The sequence below is a fragment of the Rhizobium sp. Root149 genome (assembly GCF_001427345.1).
GTDB lineage: Bacteria > Pseudomonadota > Alphaproteobacteria > Rhizobiales > Rhizobiaceae > Neorhizobium > Neorhizobium rhizoryzae.
The window spans coordinates 222,533-242,089 of the sequence record NZ_LMGD01000023.1 but is presented as its reverse complement, the minus strand read 5'-3'; the positions used below and the strand labels follow the sequence as shown (position 1 = coordinate 242,089).

The following is a 19,557-nucleotide window of genomic DNA, read 5'->3' as shown; positions in this document are numbered from 1 at the left end:
TCGTTTGGGAGAGAGAATATGAACATCAAGCCAATCGTCGGCGCGCTTTTGTCCGCCACTGTCCTTGGTTTTTCGGCACCTGCCTTTGCTGATACCGAGCTGAAGGTCTATATTTCCAGCCAGCATCAGCCGCAGGTATGGCGCAAGGTTCTGGACCAGTTCGAAGCGGCGAACCCCGGCACGAAGGTCACGATCGAAACCGGCGGCAATACGTCCGAAGCGCAGGCGCAGTATCTGAACACGATCATGTCCGCGAAGGATTCTTCGCTCGACGTTCTGATCCTCGATGTCATTCGTCCGGCTCAGTTCGCTGCTGCGGGCTGGACCAGCCCATTCGCGGGCAAGGACATGTCCGTCTATCTGCCAGCCTATGCTGAAGCGAACACGGTGGATGGCAAGGTCGTCGCCTTGCCCGCATTTGCCGATTCCATGTTCCTCTATTACCGCAAGGATCTGCTGGAGAAGCATGGCGTACAGCCGCCCAAGACCTGGGATGAGCTGAAGGCCGCTGTAAAGAAGATCAATGGCGCAGAAAACAACCCGGATCTGCAGGGTCTCTCCTTCCAGGGCAAGGCAATCGAGGGCGCTGTCTGCACCTTCCTGCTCCCCTACTGGAGCCAGGGAAAGAACCTGGTCGACAATGGTAAGCTGACCTTCGACAAGGATGCCGCCGTAAAGTCTCTCAAGCTCTGGAAGAGCTTCGTGGATGAAGGCGTCTCCAAGAAGAACATTGCCGAAGTGGCGACGGATGATACGCGCAAAGAGTTCCAGGCGGGCAATGTGGTGTTCGCGGTCAACTGGTCCTACGCATGGGCCCAGTCGCAGAGCAAGGATTCCGCAGTGGCTGGCAAGGTCGGTGTGACCCGTCTTCCCGCAGTGACCGGCGGCGAGTCTGCGACCTGCCTCGGAGGTTGGGAATGGGGCGTTTCCGCTTATTCCAAGAACCAGGATGCCGCGAAAAAGCTGGTTGAATACCTCTCCAGCAAGGATGCTTCCAAGTACATGGCGGCAAACGGTTCGCTGCTCCCGACCTATGCTTCGCTTTACCAGGATGCAGACGTTCTGAAGGCTGCTCCATGGTTTGCTGACGCCAAGCAGGTTGTCGAGACCGCAAAGCCACGCCCGGTTACACCGCGCTACAACGAAGTGAGCGAAGTCATCCGTACGACCGTAAACGCGGTCCTGGCCGGGGTTACGACACCGGAAGATGGCGCTGCACAGATCGAAGCGCGTTTGCGCCGCATCCTTCGCTGATCCACGCATACCATCCGGAGAGGGCAGATTGCCCTGCCCTCTCCTTTGACCCTGCCACGTGATCGCATGGCTGATCCTGCAGGACGACCATTTTTTGCCGATGAAAATCGCAGGAGTTGCCACGGTGACCACTCAAACCATTGCCACGTCTGACCGGATCGAAAAGGCGCAACCCGGCTGGGTGAAGCTCTTGGACATGAGCGATCGCGCACTGGCTGTTCTGCTGCTGACACCCGCCGCGGTTCTTCTGACGCTGATCATCGTCTATCCCGTCTTGCGGCTTGGCTATACGAGCTTCTTCAGCCTCTCGCTGACATCGGGTCTGCCTGCGGAATTCGTTGGCTTCGAAAACTATCAGCTGATGTTCACGGATCCCGTTTTCTGGGAAACGACCTGGAATACGGTTCTGATCACGCTGATCACCGTTCCCGGCGCGCTGATTGTCGGCATGGCTCTGGCGCTTCTCGCTAATCTGCCCTTCGGCGTTCAATGGCCGGTTCGCCTGTCCCTGCTCATTCCGTGGGCGCTGCCACTTTCCTTCGCCGGTCTGATCTTCGCTTGGTTTTTCCATTCCGAATACGGCGTGGTGAACGATGTTCTGGCCCGCTTTGGCATTGAGGGCGTTATCTGGTTCAACTCTCCGAACCTGGCCTTTGCCGCCATCTGTCTCACCATCATCTGGAAGACCTCATCCTTCATGGCGCTGATCATTCTAGCAGGCCTGCAAACCATCCCGCGTTCGCTCTATGAAGCGGCGGATGTGGACGGTGCCGGACGTATCCGCCAGTTCTTCGAAATCACGCTGCCGCTGCTGAAGCCAGCGATCGTCGTCGCGCTCATCTTCCGCACGATCACAGCGCTGCAAACCTTTGATATTCCTTACATGATGACAGGTGGCGGCCCCGGCACCTCTACCTCGACGCTTGCCATGTACATCCACCAGAACACGGTCTCATTCCTCGATCTGGGTTATGGCTCAGCGCTTGCCGTTGTCATGTTCGCGCTCTCCATGTGCGTGACCGCCGTCTATCTCCGCATCATCCGGACCAAGGAGTAAAACCATGAGCCAAGTTGCATCTTCCGGCTCGACATCGTTCTTCTCCGGTAAGCCGTTGCGCTTCATTGCCGCCTCGATCCTTCTCGTCAACGGCATGTTTCCAGCACTCTGGATCCTGTTCACCTCGCTGAAGACGGAAGCGGAACTGACCGTGAAGCCGATCACCTGGCTTCCACATCAGCCGACGCTTGCAAACTACATGCAAGCTTTCTCGGATCAGCCGCTGCACATCTTCCTCTTCAACAGCTTCATGGTGGCGCTTCTCTCTACCTGTTTGACGCTGCTGGTATCGGTTCTCGCGGCTTATGCGCTTGCCCGCTTGAACCTGAAGTATCGCGGGCTGATCCTGTCGCTGATCATCGCGGTCTCGACATTCCCGCTGGTCACCCTGCTGGTGCCTCTTTTCGAAATCATGCGGGCCTTGAATCTGCTTAACAGCTGGATCGCACTGATCCTGCCCTATACGGTTCTGTCGCTGCCGGTCTGCACGCTGATGCTCGTCTCCTTCTTTGAAGGCATTCCACGCGATCTGGAAAACGCTGCCATGATCGACGGCTGCACCCGCATGGGCGCGCTGTTCAAGGTGGTCGTGCCGCTTTGCGCGCCGGGCGTCTTCACGGCTGGCATTCTTGCCTTCGTCAATGCCTGGGATGAATTCCTGTTGGCCTTGTCCTTCAATTCCAATCCGGCGCTTCGCACACTGCCTGTCGGTATTCAGCTTTATCAGGGTGAATTCGCCTTCCCTTGGCCGGTTATTTCGGCGGCGCTGGTGGTCGGCATCGTACCCGTGGCGATCCTCATCGTCATCTTCCAGGAACGTGTCGTTTCCGGTCTGACCGCAGGCGGCATCAAGGGATAAACAGATGACCACAAGAAAAGATTTATCCGAACTGCGCAGCCAACGCTGGTTCGCTTCCGATGATATGCGTGGTTTTGCGCACCGTCAGCGGACCCAGCAGATGGGCATGCGTCGCGAAGAGTTCATGGGCCGACCCGTTATCGGCATCATCAACACCTGGAGCGAAATGAGCCCATGCCATTCGCACCTGCGTGACCGCGCCGAAGCGGTGAAGCGCGGCGTCTGGCAGGCTGGCGGCTACCCGGTTGAAATGCCGGCACTTTCGGTGGGCGAGGTCATGGTGAAGCCCACGACCATGCTCTACCGCAATTTCCTTGCCATGGAATGCGAGGAACTGCTGCGCTCGCATCCCATCGATGGGGCTGTGCTACTCGGCGGCTGCGACAAATCCACGCCGGGTTTGCTGATGGGCGCGTTCTCGATGGATATTCCGGTGATCTATTGCCCGGCTGGCCCCATGTCCAACGGCCAATGGCGCGGCATCAAGACGGGTGCAGGTACGCACACCAAGAAATACTGGGATGAACTTCGCGCAGGAAATATCACCAAGGATGACTGGGTGGATCTGGAAAGCCGGATGACCCGCTCTGCCGGTACCTGCAATACGATCGGTACCGCCTCCACCATGACATCGATTGCCGATGCGATGGGCATGACACTGTCAGGTGCTTCCTCCATTCCCGCCACAGACAGCGGCCATCCACGTATGGCGTCGCTCTGCGGCACGCGCATCGTGGAAATGGTCTGGGAAGATCTGAAACCGTCCGACATTCTCAACAAGGCAAGTTTCGAAAACGGTCTGGTGGCCTATATGGCGCTGGGTGGTTCGACCAATGCTGCCGTTCATCTGGTCGCCATGGCGCGGCGCGCAGGCATAGACCTGACCTTGGACGACATGTCTGCCATGGCAGCAAAGGTTCCGGTTGCGGCAAACGTCTTCCCGTCAGGTGAATATCTGATGGAAGACTTCTATTTCGCGGGCGGCTTGAATGCGCTGCTTAGAAAATTCTCTCACCACCTCGATCTTTCGCGTCCTACCGTCAACGGCAAGACGATTGGCGAAAACATCGCGAATGCCGAATGCTGGAACGACGATATCATTCGCGACGAAAGCAATCCGGTCGTTCCACTCTCCAAGGGTAAGACACTGGAAGTGCTGCGTGGCAACCTCGCGCCCAACGGTGCGGTGATGAAATCGTCTGCCGCCAACCCGAAGTTCCTCAAGCATGTCGGCCCGGCCATCGTGTTCGACGATCCGGCAACCATGAACAAGACGCTGGACAAGGATGATGTCGAGGTAACTGAAGATACCGTCATCATTCTGCGCAACGCAGGGCCTGTTGGCGCGCCCGGCATGCCGGAATGGGGCAATCTTCCAATCCCGAAGAAGCTGCTGAAGCAGGGCGTGCGCGACATGGTGCGCATCTGCGACGGGCGCATGAGCGGCACGCATTATGGCACCTGCATTCTGCATGTTTCGCCGGAAGCGGCTGTTGGCGGACCTCTTGCGCTCGTCAAGACCGGCGATCTCATCGAACTGGATGTGGTGGCCGGTACGATCAACATGAAGGTGAGCGACGAAGAACTGGCGACGCGTCGGGCCGAGTGGAAACCCACGGCCCGCATTTATGAGCGTTCGTTCGCCGCTCTTTACCAGCAACACGTCAGCCAGGCCGATCAGGGCTGCGATTTCGATTTTCTCAGCGGCCCGGCCAAAGTGCCGGATCCGGTCATTTTCTAAAGGACGAGCCTCATGAGCACGCTGAACCCTTTCAAATCCTGGCTGTCCGACAAAAATCGTGCAACGCCTCTCGGCACCTGGCTGATGGCCGCAGCCCCGGCAAGCGCTGAAGCCTTGGGCTATGCGGGCTTCGATTTCCTCGTCGTGGACATGGAACATGTTCCGATCGAAGTGTCCGATCTGGCCCACATCCTGCGCGCCATCGGTTGCACGCCAGCCGACGCCGTTGTCCGTCTGGCCTGGAACGATCAGGTTCTCGTCAAGCGCTGTATGGACGCCGGTGCCCGCACCGTGATGCTGCCCTTCGTGCAGACGGCGGAAGAGGCGAAGGCCGCCGCGTCCTACACGCGCTACCCGCCGCACGGCATTCGTGGCGTTGCTGCCGTTCATCGCGGCTCGAAGTTCGGCACGATCCCGAACTACCTCAAAAACGCCAATGACGATGTCTGCACCATCGTTCAGTTGGAGACGCCGGAAGCCATTGAACGACTGCCGGAAATTGCTGCTGTCGAGGGCATCGATGCGTTGTTCGTCGGTCCGGGCGATCTTTCCGCTGCCATGGGCCACATCGGCAACATCGCGCATCCGGAAGTTCAGGCGCTGATCGAAAAGGCCGCCAAGGATGCGCATGCCGCTGGTAAGCCCGTCGGTATTGTCGGCCCGAACCCGGATATGGTGAAGCGCTTCATCGGCTATGGCTATGATTACGCGGCCATTGCATCCGATATCGCCATGATGACAGGCCGCGCCAATGACTGGCTGGGACAGATGAAGGGCGAAGACAAGCCTCTCGCACCTGCCCCAACGGCGGCCTATTGAGGTGGATCCCGTGACAGCCGGTTTCGACCTCGTTCTGGATGCGAAGACGTCCCTCGGTGAATGCCCGCTGTGGTCAGTCGCCGAGCAGGTGCTCTATTTCGTGGATATCAAGAAGAGCCGCATTCACTGGTTCGACCCTGCGGATAGCTCGCTTGGCACCATCGAATTGCCGGAAGAGGTTGGCTGCATCGGACTGGCTGAGGGCCGCGGCTTTGTCGCAGGCTTGCGCTCCGGCATCTGGCTGATTTCGCATGACGGTCAGCTCATCCGCAAACTGGCGGATAATCCGGAAGACCAGACGATCAGCCGCTTCAACGACGGCATGGTAGATCCAGCAGGTCGCTTCATTGCCGGTACCGTGGACGAAACGCGCGAACGTGGCATTGCCAGCCTCTATCGATACGATCAGCGTGGCCTGGAGAAACTGGCAGCCAACCTGTTTACCTCGAACGGCGTCGCATTTTCGCCGGATGGAACGCGGCTTTATCATTCCGATACGCTACGCTACTCGCTTTACACCTACGATTATGACGTGGCGACAGGCGCTGCGACCAACCGCCAGATGTTTGCCACGTTCGGCTCAGATACCGACAAGGGACGACCAGACGGTGGCGCGGTTGATGCGGAAGGGTGCTATTGGACCGCGCTGTTCGAAGGTGGGCGCGTTCAGCGATACTCTCCAAACGGAGAACTGCTCGCCGAATATCCTGTCCCGGCGAAGTGCCCGACCATGGTCACATTTGGTGGCGCCGATCTTCGTACGCTCTATTGCACCAGCGCCAGCATTGGCCGCCCCGCTGAGGAACTGGCCGAATTTCCGCTTTCCGGCGCATTGTTTGCCATGCGCACCGATGTTCCAGGGCTCGCAAAGCCCCTCTTCAATCCCGACGTTTGAGAATGCACTGACATGTCCGCATCCTACGATACCGTTCTCTATCGCTCCCTTGTAAATCGCCATGTGCTGATCACTGGCGGAGCTTCCGGCATTGGCGAGGAGATGGTCAAAGCCTACCGCGCGCAGGGCGCGCGGGTTTCGTTCATTGATATCGATGAAGCGGCGGGCAAGGCGACTGCCGAGACGACAGGTTCCAGCTTTTACGCTTGTGATCTCACCGACATTGCGTTTCTACGGGAAACGGTGGCGCGGATCGAGAGCGACCATGGACCCGTCAACGTTCTCCTGAACAATGCAGGCAAGGACGACCGCCACGCGATGGATGAGGTAGAGCCTGAATACTGGCGTCGCGCCCTTTCACTCAACCTTGATCACCAATTCTTCATGACGCAGGCCGTGACGAAGGGCATGACTGAGAACGGCGGTGGCTCCGTCATCATGTTCGGGTCTATATCCTGGATGCGCGGGCGTCCGGGCATGATCGGCTATACCACGTCGAAAGCGGCCATCAATGGCATGACCAAGACGCTGGCGCGCGAACTCGGCCCATCCGGCATCCGCGTCAATTGCCTTGTGCCCGGCGCAATCGTAACCGAACGCCAGTTGAAGCTCTGGACCAGTCCGGAGCAGAACCAGCAGTTCATCGATCTTCAGGCATTGAAATTCCGTCTCGACGCCAGCCATGTGGCTCGCCTCGCACTATTCCTCGGCTCGGATGAAAGCAATGGCTGCACCGGCTCAAACTTCGTCATCGACGCTGGCCTGACCCAGAACTAAGGATACTTGACCATGCAGATCAATCTCATCCCCGGCGGCTTCAGCATCAGCCTGAATGGTCTCGAAATCCTGCGGCACACGGCGGCTTCCCCTGCCCTCTTTGTCGGACAGGGCGAAGAGCGGATGGATATGTATCGCGGTAATTTCGAAATTGATGACTACGTGGTTGAGCGTACACCGCTTGCCCATGCCGTCGTCACCGGAGAGCGGATCGAGTTTTCCGCTGCCGAGGGTCTTCCCGCCCGCTTCGTGATGACCGTTTCTGGCGATCATCTCGCAACCGAAGCTTTGGATCCCACTATCAATCGCGTATGGCTGCGCGTTGCTGCCGAAAAGGACGAACATGTCTGGGGTGGTGGCGAGCAGATGTCGTATTTCGACATGCGCGGCCGCAAGTTCCCGCTCTGGACATCCGAGCCCGGCGTGGGTCGCGACAAATCGACCGAAATCACCTTCAAGGCCGACGTAACCGGCAAATCCGGCGGTGATTACTACAACACCAATTATCCGCAGCCGACCTACATCTCTTCGCGCAAATACGCGCTGCATGTGGAAACGACCGCCTATTCGGTCTTCGATTTCCGTCGTGACGGCTTCCACGAGATTGAGATCTGGGCCGTGCCTGAGCGTCTCGAATTCTTCTCGGGTCCGAGCTTCATCGATCTGGTCGGCCAGCTCTCCAACCGTTTTGGTCGCCAGCCAACACTGCCGAATTGGGTCTATGGTGGTGCTATCCTCGGGCTGAAGGATGGCGAGAACTCCTTTGCTCGCATGGAGAAAATGCGCGAAGCGGGCGTGAAGGTCTCCGGTCTCTGGTGCGAGGATTGGGTTGGTCTTCGTCATACCTCCTTTGGCGCTCGTCTCTTCTGGGATTGGCAGGCTAACGAGGCGCGTTACCCCAGCCTGCGCCAGAAGATTGCCGAACTCAACGATAGCGGCGTTCGCTTCCTTGGCTACGTGAACCCCTATCTTTGCGTTGATGGCCCGCTGTTTCCGGTCGCTGATGCCAAGGGCTACTTTGCCAAGGATGAGAAGGGCAAGACGGCGCTCGTGGATTTCGGCGAGTTCGATTGTGGCGTGGTAGACTTCACCAATCCTGACGCTGCCGACTGGTTTGCCGAAGAGGTGATCGGCAAGAACATGCTGGATTTCGGCCTCTCCGGCTGGATGGCCGACTTCGGCGAATACCTGCCAATCGATGTGAAGCTCTCAAACGGCATCAATGCCAAGCTTATGCACAATGCCTGGCCGACGCTGTGGGCGGAAGTGAATGCGAAGGCTGTGGCAAGCCGCGGCAAGACGGGCGAAACGCTGTTCTTCATGCGTGCAGGCTTCACCGGCGTTCAGGCCCACTGCCCGCTTCTGTGGGGTGGCGATCAGTCTGTTGATTTCACCCGCCATGACGGCCTGGTCACGGTCATCTGCGGCGCGCTGTCGTCCGGTTTGCTCGGAAACGCCTATCATCATTCGGATATCGGCGGTTACACCAGCCTTTTCGGCAATGTTCGTACGCCGGAACTCATCATGCGCTGGGCGGAGATGGCCGCCTTTACACCTGTCATGCGCAGCCATGAGGGCAACCGCCCGAAGGATAACCTGCAGATCGATCAAGACGCCGAAGTCCTTGCGCATTTCGCCCGGATGACATCGATCTACGTGCATCTTGCGCCCTACCTCAAGGAACTTTCCGAAGAGGCGGCCAGCACGGGCCTTCCGGTCCAGCGTCCATTATTCCTCCACCACGAGAATGACCGCAACACCTACGCCATTCAGGATGCGTATCTGTACGGGCGTGATCTGCTGGTTGCCCCGGTCTGGCAGGCAGGTCAGGCAGAGCGTGAAGTCTATCTCCCACAAGGCGAAACCTGGGTTCACGTTTGGAGTGGTGCGGCTCACACCGGTGGCGAGACAGTCACCGTGCCTGCTCCGCTCGGTCAGCCGCCCGTCTTCTACCGTCAAGGTGCTGCGCGCGAAGCGCTGTTCCAATCGATCAAGGCAGCCTGAAGATGGACCCGCTCAGTCTGGCGGGTCTGCTCGCCATTGCTTTTGTTGCAGCCTATACACAAACGCTGACAGGCTTTGCGCTCGGGCTGATCATGATGGGCGGGGTAGGTCTTACCGGCATCATACCATTGACGGATGCGGCGGTGCTGGTCAGCATTTTAGTCGTAGTGAACGCTCTTCAGGTGCTTCTGAAAGGTTGGCGCGATATCGCCTTCCGCCAGTTCTTTCCTGCGCTCGCAACCAGTGTCCTGTTTCTGGGAGCGGGCTATTGGCTTCTGACCCTGATGGCTGCCAACTCCCTGGAAGGGCTCAAGATTCTTTTAGGCACGGTCATCATCGTCTCCAGTATTCAGCTGTCGCTGAAGCCGGAACCGCTCATGAAAATGTCGTCGCCGCTGTCATTCGCAGGTTTCGGCGCCATCGCCGGGGTCATGGGTGGCATGTTTTCAACATCAGGGCCGCCGCTGATCTATCACTTCTACCGCCAACCGCTGAAGCCCGGTACAATACGGGAGACATTGGTCGCCATCTTTGCAACCAATGCCCTGCTGAGACTTGGCATCGTCACCGCGAGTGGCCAGATGCCGCGCGCCTCGTTCTGGTGGAGCCTCTGCGCTATCCCAGTCGTCATGCTGGCCACGTGGCTGGCGCGAAAACATCCGCCACCATTATCGCCTGTGGCGATGCGGAAGCTCGCCTTCCTTCTCCTGTTCCTCTCAGGCGTTTCGCTGGCACTGCCGCCAGTCATCCATATGCTGTGACTGCTGCTGTTTTGGGCACCAATGCGCAGCAAAAAGAGGCTTCTGCATTGCTTCCAATATGCTACCAAACCTCCAAGCCAATTGTTTTGACACGATGAACATGGAAATCGACGCATGACTGATTTCATTCTCGCAATCGATCAGGGAACTACCTCAACGCGATCGATCCTGTTTGATCGATCGTACAAGGCGGCTGGCGTCGGACAGATGGAGTTTACGCAGCATTTTCCCCAGTCGGGCTGGGTGGAGCACGAGGCTGAGGATCTCTGGACTACGACGCTGGAAACTGCGCGCACTGCCATTTCCAAGGCTGGCATTTCGTCCGAACAGATTGCGGCGATTGGCATTACCAATCAGCGTGAGACGGCTCTCGTCTGGGACAAGCGCACGGGCAAAGCGATCCATAAAGCCATCGTTTGGCAGGATCGACGGACTGCGGGCCATTGCGCGAGGCTAAGGGACGAAGGTCACGCCGATCTGGTGGCGGAACGCACCGGGTTGCTGATCGATCCCTATTTCTCCGCCACCAAAATCGCCTGGTTGCTCGACAATGTCTCCGGCGCACGTGAAGCAGCGGAAGCCGGACATCTGGCTTTCGGAACAGTCGATAGCTGGCTCGTCTACAAACTGACGGGCGGCAAACGGCATGTGATTGACGTGACGAATGCTTCCCGGACAATGCTGTGCAACATCGGCAACGCGACATGGGACGACGATCTGCTGAAGCTGTTCAACATTCCGAGCTCGATGTTGCCGGAAATTCTCTCGAACATTGACGAGTTCGGCACAACGGACGCTGCCCTGTTCGGGTCGCCGATCGCCATTCGCGGTGTGGCGGGTGATCAACAGGCCGCAGTGATCGGTCAGGCCTGCTTCAGGCCGGGCATGATGAAATCCACCTATGGCACTGGTTGCTTTGCACTGTTGAACACGGGCACTGATCGCGTCGCATCGAAGAACCGACTGCTGACGACGATTGCCTACCGTCTTGATGGCGACATTCACTATGCGCTGGAAGGCTCGATCTTCATCGCTGGCGCTGCCGTACAATGGTTGCGCGACGGGTTGAAGATGATCGGCAAAGCATCCGAAACGGCTGAACTGGCAGCAAAGGCCGATCCCGGCCAGCGGGTCTATCTCGTCCCGGCCTTCACCGGAATGGGGGCGCCGTGGTGGGATGCGGAGGCGCGCGGTGCCATGTTTGGTATGACACGCAATACCGGGCCTGCGGAATTTGCCCGTGCCGCGCTCGAATCCGTTTGTTTCCAGACCCGCGACCTTCTGGGTGCCATGCGCAAGGATTGGCCGGGTCAGGCAGATACTCTTCTTCGCGTCGATGGTGGCATGTCTGCGAACGACTGGACGATGCAGCGCCTAGCCGACATTCTGGGTGTTGCTGTGGATCGCTCAACCTCGACCGAAGTAACGGCATTGGGTGCTGCCTGGCTTGCGGGCCATGGTGCAGGCATCTGGCCCGATCAACAGGGCTTTGCCGCCGAATGGCACCGTGACCGCCAATTCACTCCTGCAATGGATGCGTCGAACCGTGACGAATTGCTTGCAGGCTGGGATTCGGCCGTGCGCTGCACTCTAGGGTTCGGGAAATAGCAGTAGCGACTCCCTCCTCTGATATATAAGCTGCACGCAAGTTACGAAATTCGTGATTGCATCGCAGCTTATCGAGGAGGGGCTCATGTATCGCCCGAACGTTCTCAAACAGAGATTACTGGCCGGCGAGGCAGCTTATGGCTGCTGGGTTGCTGGCGGCACCCCAACAGAATGCGAGGTTCTTGGCCATGTCGGCTTCGATTTCATTCTGGCCGACTTCGAACATGGCATAGGGGATACCCGCGACATCGTGGACTCGCTGCGGGCTCTGGAAACGACACCTTCGCCGGCGATGGTGCGTGTGGGTTGGAACGATCATGTTCTGCTGAAGCGAGTTCTTGACGGTGGCGTTCAGTCGGTGATGATCCCCTCCGTGGACACTGTTGAGGCCGCTGAACAGGCCATCCGCGCCTGCTACTACCCACCAGCTGGAATTCGCGGTTATGCCGCCTCAATCGTTCGCGCTTCGACCTATGGCATGGAGCCGGACTATATCCACAAAGCCAATGATAACATGCTGATTGCCATTCAGCTCGAGTCAGTCACGGCGATCGAAAATGCCGCGGGCATCGCCGCTCTTGAAGGCGCCGACATCGTGTTCATCGGCATCAACGATCTGGCGGGCAATATGGGTTTGCTTGGCCAAACGGAGCATCCCGAGGTACAGGCTTTGGCCCGGCAGGCCGAAAAGGCGATACTGGACGCGGGAAAAGTTTTAGGCACGGTGCCAAACGGCGGCGCATCTGTGAACGATCTTCTGGATCGGGGTTATCGCTTCATCGTAGGGCCGCACAACATAGCCCTGCTTCGCGATGCGGCAGCCAGTGCACTCGGCGAATATCAAAGCCTGAAGCAAGCGCGCGAACGCGGCGAGAAGCCCTCCGTCGAAATGAAGGGCAAATCCTATTGATAAACAGTCGCCCGCTCTCCTCGAGCGGGCGACCTCAGCCGATCAGGCAGCTCGTTTACGCCGGTCCTGCTGGACCGTGTTCCCAGCATTGATCTGGAAGCGATCTACGAGATTTGCCAGATGTTCGGCACTTTGCGCGAGCGTTGCACTGATCGAGGAGCTTTCCTCCACCATCGACGTGTTCTGCTGCGTCATCTGGTCGATCGATCCGATCGCGGCCTGTATTTCGTTCAAGCCCAGAGACTGTTCGCGGGAAGCCGTGGCGATGGTCTCGACCCGTTCATCGATTGCCGCCACGAACTGGCTGATTTTCTCCAAGGCATGCCCAGTGTCCTCCACCATCGATACGCCTTCTTCGACAGCACGAGTTGAATTGTCGATGAGGTTGGAAATCTCCTTTGCGGCCTTGGCAGACCGCTGTGCGAGTTCACGCACTTCTTGCGCAACCACGGCAAAGCCCTTACCGGCGTCACCGGCTCGTGCGGCTTCAACGCCTGCATTCAAGGCAAGCAGGTTGGTTTGAAACGCGATCTGGTCAATGACGTCGATGATATTGCCGATCTCAGCCGACATGCCCTCGATCCGCTTCATCGCCGCGACAGCGTTCTGCACCACCTCACCGGACGTATCGGTGCAGGTCTTTGCTTCCCTCACCAGATTTCTGGTTTCGATGACGTTTTCGACCGATGAGGAAACCGTGGCAGTAATTTGAGCGAGCGCAGCCGATGTTTCCTCCACCGACGCGGCCTGTTGTTCTGTTCTGCGCGAAAGGTTGTCGGCAGCCTCACGCATCTCTTGAGAGGAAGCCAAGACCTGGGTGGTACTGGACATCACCTGTTCAAGTGTTGTTTGAAATGCAGCTATGGAATTGTTGAAATCATTCCGCAGGACTTCGAATTGCGCGACGAACGGCTCGTCGATCGTCATGCGGACATTGAAATCCGCCAGTCGTGCCAGGCCTGCGCCAAGATTATCGACAACTGACTTGAGATTACGGGCCTCCTCGAGCTGAACAATATCCCGCGACAACCTTTCTTCCTCACGGATCTTCCGGGCGCGGTCAGCTTCCGCCTGAAGCTCCATCCGCTCAACGCCATTTTGCTTGAATACTTCCACCGAGCGGGCAAGTTCGCCAATCTCGTCCTTGCGACCAACGTGGGGAATGTCCAGATCCAGCTGCCCATCCGCCACACGAAGCGTTCGTTCGGTGATCCGTCCGAGAGGACGTACAACCCACAGCAGAACGAAGGCAATGGTCAGGCCGCTCATGAAGAGTGCAAAGCCACTGTTAAGCGCCATCATGAGCAACAGAGACTGCTCATTGTCCCGCATGGACTGGACATTTTCAACAAGCTGAGCGTCGCGTTTGGCCTTCAGATTGCTGATTGCCTTTGTTGACGCGTCCATCTCCTTCTGCAGCGCATCGGACGCTTCGTCGAACTCGGGCATCATCTTGTTGCCAAGCTCAGGCCCGCCATCGACATAGGCCTGTGTCATCTTGCGTCCGAGCGCGTAGAAAGCCTCAAACCGTGGCAGAAGAAGTTCTACACTTGAACGAACCTCGGGCAGCTTTGCATCCGAGGCTAGTTTAGCAACATCTGCAACTCTGCGTCTGAGTTCGTCCGCGGACTTGGCCGCCAGATCTGCGCCATCGTCAAGTCCGTCCATCCCTCTCGTTGCCGAGAGATCCGTCAGCGACTCCTGGACGTGGAGCACATCGAGTTCTATGCCTCGCTGGAGCTCGATAAGGGTTTCCAGAATGCTGCCAACCTTGTTCTGAGACACGGTCAGTTCGCTGACCTCTGTCACCGTGTTCCGCGCGAAGTTGCCAAAGGCGAGTTGCGCACCGAAGTTGACGAGCGCAGCAGTGAGTATCAGCGCCGGAATTACGATCCGGAGCCGTTGCAATTTTTCAAACAAGATGTCCCCCCGGACCAAAAACTGAGCAACTGCTCCTAGAATTAGCTTTTGGTCCTTAACAGGACGTGAAGAACTGAGATGGGAAATGGAACGCGCAGATACTACTGTATGCTAATTGATATCTATCAATAACGCTGCGTCGGGCGATCCAATACTTTTCGTCCCATGAGGCTTGCTGTTAGATCGACAAGCATGGTTGCGGTGCGACCACGTTCGTCAAGAAATGGATTGAGCTCCACCAGATCGAGGCTAGTCACCAGTTCGCTGTCGTGGAGCATTTCCATGAGGAGATGCGCCTCTCGAAAGGTGGCCCCGCCCGGAACGGTGGTCCCAACGGCAGGACCGATGGAGGGGTCAAGGAAGTCAACGTCGAGGCTGACGTGCAGCATGCCGTGTGCTGCAGAAACGCGCTTCAGAAACTCGCGAAGAAGGGCAGCAACGCCATTCTCGTCTATGGCCCGCATATCGTGCACCAGAACATCGGTTTGCTGAATGGCGCGCCGTTCAGCGGTATCGACGCTTCTAATTCCGATCATGCAGACATTTGCAGCGTCGACTTTTTGCTCAAGTTTCGGAAAATATGGTTCGAACCCCGGTTGACCTGTAAAATAGGCGACGGGAACACCGTGCAGGTTACCGCTATTCGTTGTCTCAAGCGTATGAAAATCGGTATGAGCATCCAACCACAGAACAAAGAAGGGCCTCCCATGTTCTGCGGCACGTCGCGCCATACCGGAAACGCTTCCGGCAGACAGTGCATGGTCTCCGCCCAGGAAAATCGGCATCGCATCGCGGCTTTCACGGTAGGCTGCTTCAGCGATGACCTCGGTCCACGCAACAATCTCCGCCAGATCATGGATCTTTTCATTCGGATGATCCCGATGCGTCTGTTCCGGGATTGCGAGATTGCCACAATCGGAAACCTGATGGCCCAGATCCATCAGCGCCTGCCGAAGACCCGCGGTCCTCAACGCGCTGGGTCCCATCTCACAACCGAGTTGTGAAGCACCGCTTTGAAGTGGGATGCCGATGAGTTTGCAGAGCATGAAGCTATTCCTTTCGCTTTGGCCCGCAGACAATCACAGGAGACTGCGCATTGAAACTGCAAAAGCTGCACATCTCGCTGCTCGCCTTATGCAAACTGCCAGACCAAAATCACGGAATTCCTATCGTGCGTTCTCATCCTGACATAGAAGCAGAGATGGCAGAACCCAACATGCGCTTTATGAGATCGACAAGATCATGGCAGAGCCTTATCACACACAGATGAGCACGAAGATCGAAGACACGCTGGCGGTAAGAATCAGCAAGGTACTGGCTGAACGCATCATTTCCGGCGAAATTCCTGCTGGCGCCAAGCTGCGCCAAGACCATATTGCAGCCGAATTCGGGGCGAGCCACGTGCCTGTCCGCGAAGCGTTCCGTCGCCTCGAAGCGCAAGGTCTTGCTGCAAGCGAGCCGCGGCGCGGTGTTCGAGTGGCTTCCTTCCAGCTGTCACATGTGAAGGAAGTCGCAGAAATGCGTGCGGCCCTCGAAGTCCTGGCTTTGAGGCACTCGGCGCCGCATCTGACGCCTGCAATCTTGAATGCCGCGGAAGAGGCTATTCGCGCTGGCGATGTTTCCAAGGACGTTCGGAGCTGGGAGGAGGCGAACCGTCTTTTTCACCGAACCATTCTGGCACCATGCGGCATGCCGCGATTGCTCGCGACGATCGATGATCTTCATGCCGCCAGCGCCCGCTTTCTGTTTGCGGCATGGCAATCCAATTGGGAAACCCAGACCGACCACGACCACACGGCAATCCTCTCCGCCCTTCGCCAGGGAAACGTTGACGGCGCATGCTCGATACTCAGCCGCCATGTTCAATGGATCGGTCAACGGCCGACTTTGGCAGGCAATGGCACGGTGCGAAATGCATTTGCAATCATAGGCTAGGAAAGCTTGCCTCCAGGACATTCACGCGGATGTCGCAACGAGACACGCTGCTATGTTCATTGAACGGTATCCTTGGGGCTAAGGCCGCCAGGATCAAGAGAACACATCTTTATGGACCTCAGACAAGACTTTACGGATAGTAACCTGTTGCCACCGCGCCTGATCGACAATTGGTCCATCGAAGTACTTCCGCGCACAGCAGCCAAAGTTCCATCGTTCCTCGATCTCCTACCGACCGGGACTCAAATCTTCCTGGCGCATGTGGATGGCACTCCCCTCCCGAGCCTGGTGGAGACAGCACGCCGCCTGCGCAATGAAGGATTTTCCGTTACGCCGCATTTGCCCGCCAGATCTTTCACTGGACGGCAGGAACTGGAGGATCTTCTTCACCGATACAGGAATGAGGCCGATATAACCCACGCGCTTCTGCTCGCCGGTGGCGCAACATCTGCCCGTGGTGACCTGCTCAGCTCATTCGACCTGATCGAAACGGGTCTTTTTGACAAACTCGGCTTCAAACAGTTGCATATTGCGGGCCACCCGGAAGGTAATCGGGATATAGACCCGGATGGGTCGACGCGTCACGTCGACGCTGCTCTTCTGCGCAAATGCGAATTCGCAAAGCGGACGGATGCCCGTGTTGTCATCACGACCCAGTTTCTGTTCGAGAGCCATTCACTGCTGGATTGGGCAAGACGTATCGAAACCCTTGGTATCGACCTGCCAATTCATGTCGGTCTGGCCGGCCCGGCAAAGCTGCAAACCCTCATCAGATATGCGATGACCTGCGGGGTTGGCCCCTCGATAAAGGTACTTCAGAAGCGGGCCCTCAATTTGAGCAGGCTCCTCTTGCCTTATGAGCCTACAGAAATGGCGCGAACACTTGAGGCCTTCAAATCCGCAAACCCGAGCAGCCGGATTGAGCGCTTTCACATGTTCCCGCTGGGTGGGATCGAACCTGCCGTGCACTGGTGTCGTCAGCAGATGAAGGCCTGACAATCAGGCTGCATTCCTTTGCGCTTTGAGCAAGTTGCGTTCGAACAGCAGAACAATGACTAGCGAAGCCGCGAATGGAATGAGCAGGTAAAGAAGCCGGAAAACGATGAGAGCGGCCAGAACATCCGATGCCGGGACCTCCGGCAGGCTGTTAACAAACAGCAACTCAAGAACACCCAGTCCTCCCGGCGCACTCGATATCAGCGCTGCTGAAAAAGACAGGAGAAACAGGCTGAGAATCGTCAAATAGCCCGGGTTCCCGATGTGCGGAAGGGCGAAATAGATGATCGCCGCAGCGCCGAGCAATTCAAGCGGGCCTATGATCAGTTGCAGCATCACGATCCGCAGATTCGGATATTCGATCTTGAGTGGTCCGATCTTGAAGGGCTTTAGCTGCCGCCAACTGCCATAGACGTAGGCGATCACAAGCAACAGAAGAAATGCGCCAACGCCGCGCGCCAGCTGCGGCGATGTGTGATCAAAAAAACGGATTGCAATCGTCGGATCAAGGATCAGCACGATCCCCGTCAAAATCACCGTCCCAAGCGCAAACGTAAATGAGCAGAACGCTATGAGCTGGCCTATTTCAAGCCCGGTCAGCCCTTTGGAAGAATATGCGCGATACCTGATCAGCGATCCGGAGAGAACTGATGCACCGAGATTATGAGATAAGGCGTAGGTCGTAAATGAGGTGAGAGTTATGAAAAGCCTGCCGACACGCCGCCCAAGATAGCCCAGGGCGAGTGCATCGTAACCTGCCAACGCCGCATAGGCCACGAGCGCCCCGAGAACTGACAGCGTCCAATGCATAGGTGAGATCGCGGCAAGACTATCTCCGACATCCTCAAGCGAAAGACCTCTGACTTCGCGATAAAGCAACCAGGCAGAAACGGCCACCACGCAAACGCCTAACACTGACCAACCATATTTCTTGAAAATCGCTTGGTCCCTCCCGACCGATATTTTCATTTAGGCGCGACTGTCCAACATAATCCCTGATATTTCGTGAGCAAGACGCTATCGTGCGAAAATATAAAATGAATTGCATCAAATTGCCCAATGGTCGTTGGTTAAGATCGTCAGTGCGAAATCGACCCAACTTGCATTCCCGTTGCGCATGGTGCATTCGTGCCAGAATTGTAAACAGTTGATCGCCAATCAGCTGACCCCGCCCGACTTGGCTCCCCGTTCGTTCAAGCATGTCGTACGGTGCCGAGCAGTCGACGGGCCATCTGACAGTATCAGAAGGTCTAGAAATGCCGCGAATACCAGCGGAAACAGTTGAACGCCTGAAGGCGCTCGCCGATGCGGGCAATCCCTCTCAGCGTGTCGAAAGCATTCAGTTGGGTAACGACATCTTCTGGGTCAAGCGACCGGAGAAACTGTCGCTGGTCTGGCGATTGCGTAAAGGAGATCCACTCAAGGCGCTTGCACGCGAAGTCGATGGCTACCGGGCACTCAACGAACGCGGCTTGGCAGCGCCGCAGCTGGTTGCGGCAGATACCGGATACTTCATCACTCGCAATGGAGGAACCTCTCTCGTTGCACTCCTGCATGATCCGAAAACCTCTGATGAAGAACGGTCGCAAGCACTTTGCGCGGCGGCAACAGCGCTGCATCAACTCCATGCGGCGGGGATGGCGCACGGTCGTCCAAATCTCAAAGACATTCTCTGGGATGGAAGCAATATCTGCTTCATTGATTTTGAGCTCTTCGGTGTCATCCGCAACATGCGGATGGCGCAGGTTTCAGATCTCCTGATTTTTGCGCTAAGTTGCTATGCAACATCCAGAATGAACGTTGCCGATGTCAATAAAGCCTTGGCCCATTACAAAGCTGGCGATCAGCGTGGAATCTGGCGCGGTGCCATGCGGTGGATACGCCATGGTCGTGCTCTGGACTGGTTGATGCGTCCGCTTCTGCGGGGCAACAGGCGGGTTCGAGACTTGCGCGCCCTCTCAGCCCTCATTCAGAACATGATCCTGATTGATCAGACGACAGGCTAAAGCATGCCCGGCGCG

At 57.2% G+C, this 19,557-nt stretch carries 17 protein-coding genes; 14 read left to right on the top strand and 3 right to left on the bottom strand.

Annotated elements, in window-relative coordinates; all coding sequences use genetic code 11:
- Nucleotides 1-18: 18 nt before the first annotated feature.
- The 11 genes from ASD54_RS20985 to ASD54_RS20935 all read left to right on the top strand — a co-directional run bounded on the left by ASD54_RS20985 (nt 19) and on the right by ASD54_RS20935 (nt 12,685).
- Nucleotides 19-1,254 carry an ABC transporter substrate-binding protein gene (locus ASD54_RS20985; protein ID WP_062556520.1) on the top strand — a complete coding sequence of 412 codons (1,236 nt, stop codon included), beginning with the start codon at nt 19-21 and terminating at the stop codon, nt 1,252-1,254.
- A 196-nt stretch (nt 1,255-1,450) separates the two neighbouring features.
- Nucleotides 1,451-2,311 (top strand): sugar ABC transporter permease, encoded by an 861-nt coding sequence (locus ASD54_RS20980; RefSeq protein WP_244484830.1) that lies wholly within the window; start codon nt 1,451-1,453, stop codon nt 2,309-2,311.
- 4 nt (nt 2,312-2,315) lie between these two features.
- Complete coding sequence (locus ASD54_RS20975; RefSeq protein ID WP_062556519.1) at nt 2,316-3,170, top strand: carbohydrate ABC transporter permease; 855 nt, start codon at nt 2,316-2,318, stop codon at nt 3,168-3,170.
- Nucleotides 3,171-3,174: 4 nt separating this feature from the next.
- The gene (gene araD, locus ASD54_RS20970; RefSeq protein WP_062556518.1) at nt 3,175-4,911 is read left to right on the top strand and encodes an L-arabinonate dehydratase; all 1,737 of its coding nucleotides are present in this window, start codon (nt 3,175-3,177) and stop codon (nt 4,909-4,911) included.
- Nucleotides 4,912-4,923: 12 nt separating this feature from the next.
- Nucleotides 4,924-5,730: an aldolase/citrate lyase family protein gene (locus ASD54_RS20965; protein WP_062556517.1), complete on the top strand. Its 807-nt coding sequence runs from the start codon at nt 4,924-4,926 to the stop codon at nt 5,728-5,730.
- Between the two features lie 10 nt (nt 5,731-5,740).
- The gene (locus ASD54_RS20960) at nt 5,741-6,625 is read left to right on the top strand and encodes an SMP-30/gluconolactonase/LRE family protein (protein ID WP_062556516.1); all 885 of its coding nucleotides are present in this window, start codon (nt 5,741-5,743) and stop codon (nt 6,623-6,625) included.
- Between the two features lie 12 nt (nt 6,626-6,637).
- A complete protein-coding gene (locus tag ASD54_RS26740) occupies nt 6,638-7,402 on the top strand; it encodes an SDR family oxidoreductase (protein WP_062556515.1) in 765 nt (254 codons plus the stop codon).
- A gap of 12 nt (nt 7,403-7,414) precedes the next feature.
- A complete protein-coding gene (locus ASD54_RS20950) occupies nt 7,415-9,406 on the top strand; it encodes an alpha-glucosidase (RefSeq protein WP_062556514.1) in 1,992 nt (663 codons plus the stop codon).
- Between the two features lie 2 nt (nt 9,407-9,408).
- Nucleotides 9,409-10,167: a sulfite exporter TauE/SafE family protein gene (locus ASD54_RS20945; protein WP_062556513.1), complete on the top strand. Its 759-nt coding sequence runs from the start codon at nt 9,409-9,411 to the stop codon at nt 10,165-10,167.
- Between the two features lie 114 nt (nt 10,168-10,281).
- On the top strand, nt 10,282-11,775 hold the full coding sequence (gene glpK / locus ASD54_RS20940) for a glycerol kinase GlpK (protein ID WP_062556512.1): 1,494 nt from the start codon (nt 10,282-10,284) through the stop codon (nt 11,773-11,775).
- 85 nt (nt 11,776-11,860) lie between these two features.
- Complete coding sequence (locus ASD54_RS20935) at nt 11,861-12,685, top strand: aldolase/citrate lyase family protein (protein WP_062556511.1); 825 nt, start codon at nt 11,861-11,863, stop codon at nt 12,683-12,685.
- A 42-nt stretch (nt 12,686-12,727) separates the two neighbouring features.
- Here ASD54_RS20935 and ASD54_RS20930 read toward each other — a convergent pair whose 3' ends face one another.
- Together ASD54_RS20930 and rocF are read right to left on the bottom strand one after the other, a co-directional pair.
- The gene (locus tag ASD54_RS20930; protein WP_062556510.1) at nt 12,728-14,605 is read right to left on the bottom strand and encodes a HAMP domain-containing methyl-accepting chemotaxis protein; all 1,878 of its coding nucleotides are present in this window, start codon (nt 14,603-14,605) and stop codon (nt 12,728-12,730) included.
- 125 nt (nt 14,606-14,730) lie between these two features.
- Nucleotides 14,731-15,651 carry an arginase gene (gene rocF, locus ASD54_RS20925; RefSeq protein ID WP_062556509.1) on the bottom strand — a complete coding sequence of 307 codons (921 nt, stop codon included), beginning with the start codon at nt 15,649-15,651 and terminating at the stop codon, nt 14,731-14,733.
- A 220-nt stretch (nt 15,652-15,871) separates the two neighbouring features.
- Here rocF and ASD54_RS20920 point away from each other — a divergent pair, with 220 nt between their 5' ends.
- On the top strand, nt 15,872-16,540 hold the full coding sequence (locus ASD54_RS20920; RefSeq protein ID WP_062556892.1) for a GntR family transcriptional regulator: 669 nt from the start codon (nt 15,872-15,874) through the stop codon (nt 16,538-16,540).
- Between the two features lie 111 nt (nt 16,541-16,651).
- On the top strand, nt 16,652-17,536 hold the full coding sequence (locus ASD54_RS20915) for a hypothetical protein (protein ID WP_062556508.1): 885 nt from the start codon (nt 16,652-16,654) through the stop codon (nt 17,534-17,536).
- Between the two features lie 3 nt (nt 17,537-17,539).
- Here the strand turns inward: ASD54_RS20915 and ASD54_RS20910 are convergent, their stop codons facing one another.
- Nucleotides 17,540-18,505, bottom strand: a complete 966-nt coding sequence (locus tag ASD54_RS20910) for a YbhN family protein (protein ID WP_062556507.1) — start codon at nt 18,503-18,505, stop codon at nt 17,540-17,542.
- Between the two features lie 287 nt (nt 18,506-18,792).
- Here ASD54_RS20910 and ASD54_RS20905 point away from each other — a divergent pair, with 287 nt between their 5' ends.
- Nucleotides 18,793-19,542: a lipopolysaccharide kinase InaA family protein gene (locus ASD54_RS20905; protein WP_062556506.1), complete on the top strand. Its 750-nt coding sequence runs from the start codon at nt 18,793-18,795 to the stop codon at nt 19,540-19,542.
- Nucleotides 19,543-19,557: the final 15 nt, after the last annotated feature.

Coding starts and splice junctions, on each gene's coding strand:
- ASD54_RS20985 (WP_062556520.1), top strand. CDS start 19: ATGAACATCAAGCCAATCGTCGGCGCGCTTTTGTCCGCCACTGTCCTT.
- ASD54_RS20980 (WP_244484830.1), top strand. CDS start 1,451: ATGAGCGATCGCGCACTGGCTGTTCTGCTGCTGACACCCGCCGCGGTT.
- ASD54_RS20975 (WP_062556519.1), top strand. CDS start 2,316: ATGAGCCAAGTTGCATCTTCCGGCTCGACATCGTTCTTCTCCGGTAAG.
- araD (WP_062556518.1), top strand. CDS start 3,175: ATGACCACAAGAAAAGATTTATCCGAACTGCGCAGCCAACGCTGGTTC.
- ASD54_RS20965 (WP_062556517.1), top strand. CDS start 4,924: ATGAGCACGCTGAACCCTTTCAAATCCTGGCTGTCCGACAAAAATCGT.
- ASD54_RS26740 (WP_062556515.1), top strand. CDS start 6,638: ATGTCCGCATCCTACGATACCGTTCTCTATCGCTCCCTTGTAAATCGC.
- ASD54_RS20950 (WP_062556514.1), top strand. CDS start 7,415: ATGCAGATCAATCTCATCCCCGGCGGCTTCAGCATCAGCCTGAATGGT.
- ASD54_RS20945 (WP_062556513.1), top strand. CDS start 9,409: ATGGACCCGCTCAGTCTGGCGGGTCTGCTCGCCATTGCTTTTGTTGCA.
- glpK (WP_062556512.1), top strand. CDS start 10,282: ATGACTGATTTCATTCTCGCAATCGATCAGGGAACTACCTCAACGCGA.
- ASD54_RS20935 (WP_062556511.1), top strand. CDS start 11,861: ATGTATCGCCCGAACGTTCTCAAACAGAGATTACTGGCCGGCGAGGCA.
- rocF (WP_062556509.1), bottom strand. CDS start 15,651: ATGCTCTGCAAACTCATCGGCATCCCACTTCAAAGCGGTGCTTCACAA.
- ASD54_RS20920 (WP_062556892.1), top strand. CDS start 15,872: ATGAGCACGAAGATCGAAGACACGCTGGCGGTAAGAATCAGCAAGGTA.
- ASD54_RS20915 (WP_062556508.1), top strand. CDS start 16,652: ATGGACCTCAGACAAGACTTTACGGATAGTAACCTGTTGCCACCGCGC.
- ASD54_RS20910 (WP_062556507.1), bottom strand. CDS start 18,505: ATGAAAATATCGGTCGGGAGGGACCAAGCGATTTTCAAGAAATATGGT.
- ASD54_RS20905 (WP_062556506.1), top strand. CDS start 18,793: ATGCCGCGAATACCAGCGGAAACAGTTGAACGCCTGAAGGCGCTCGCC.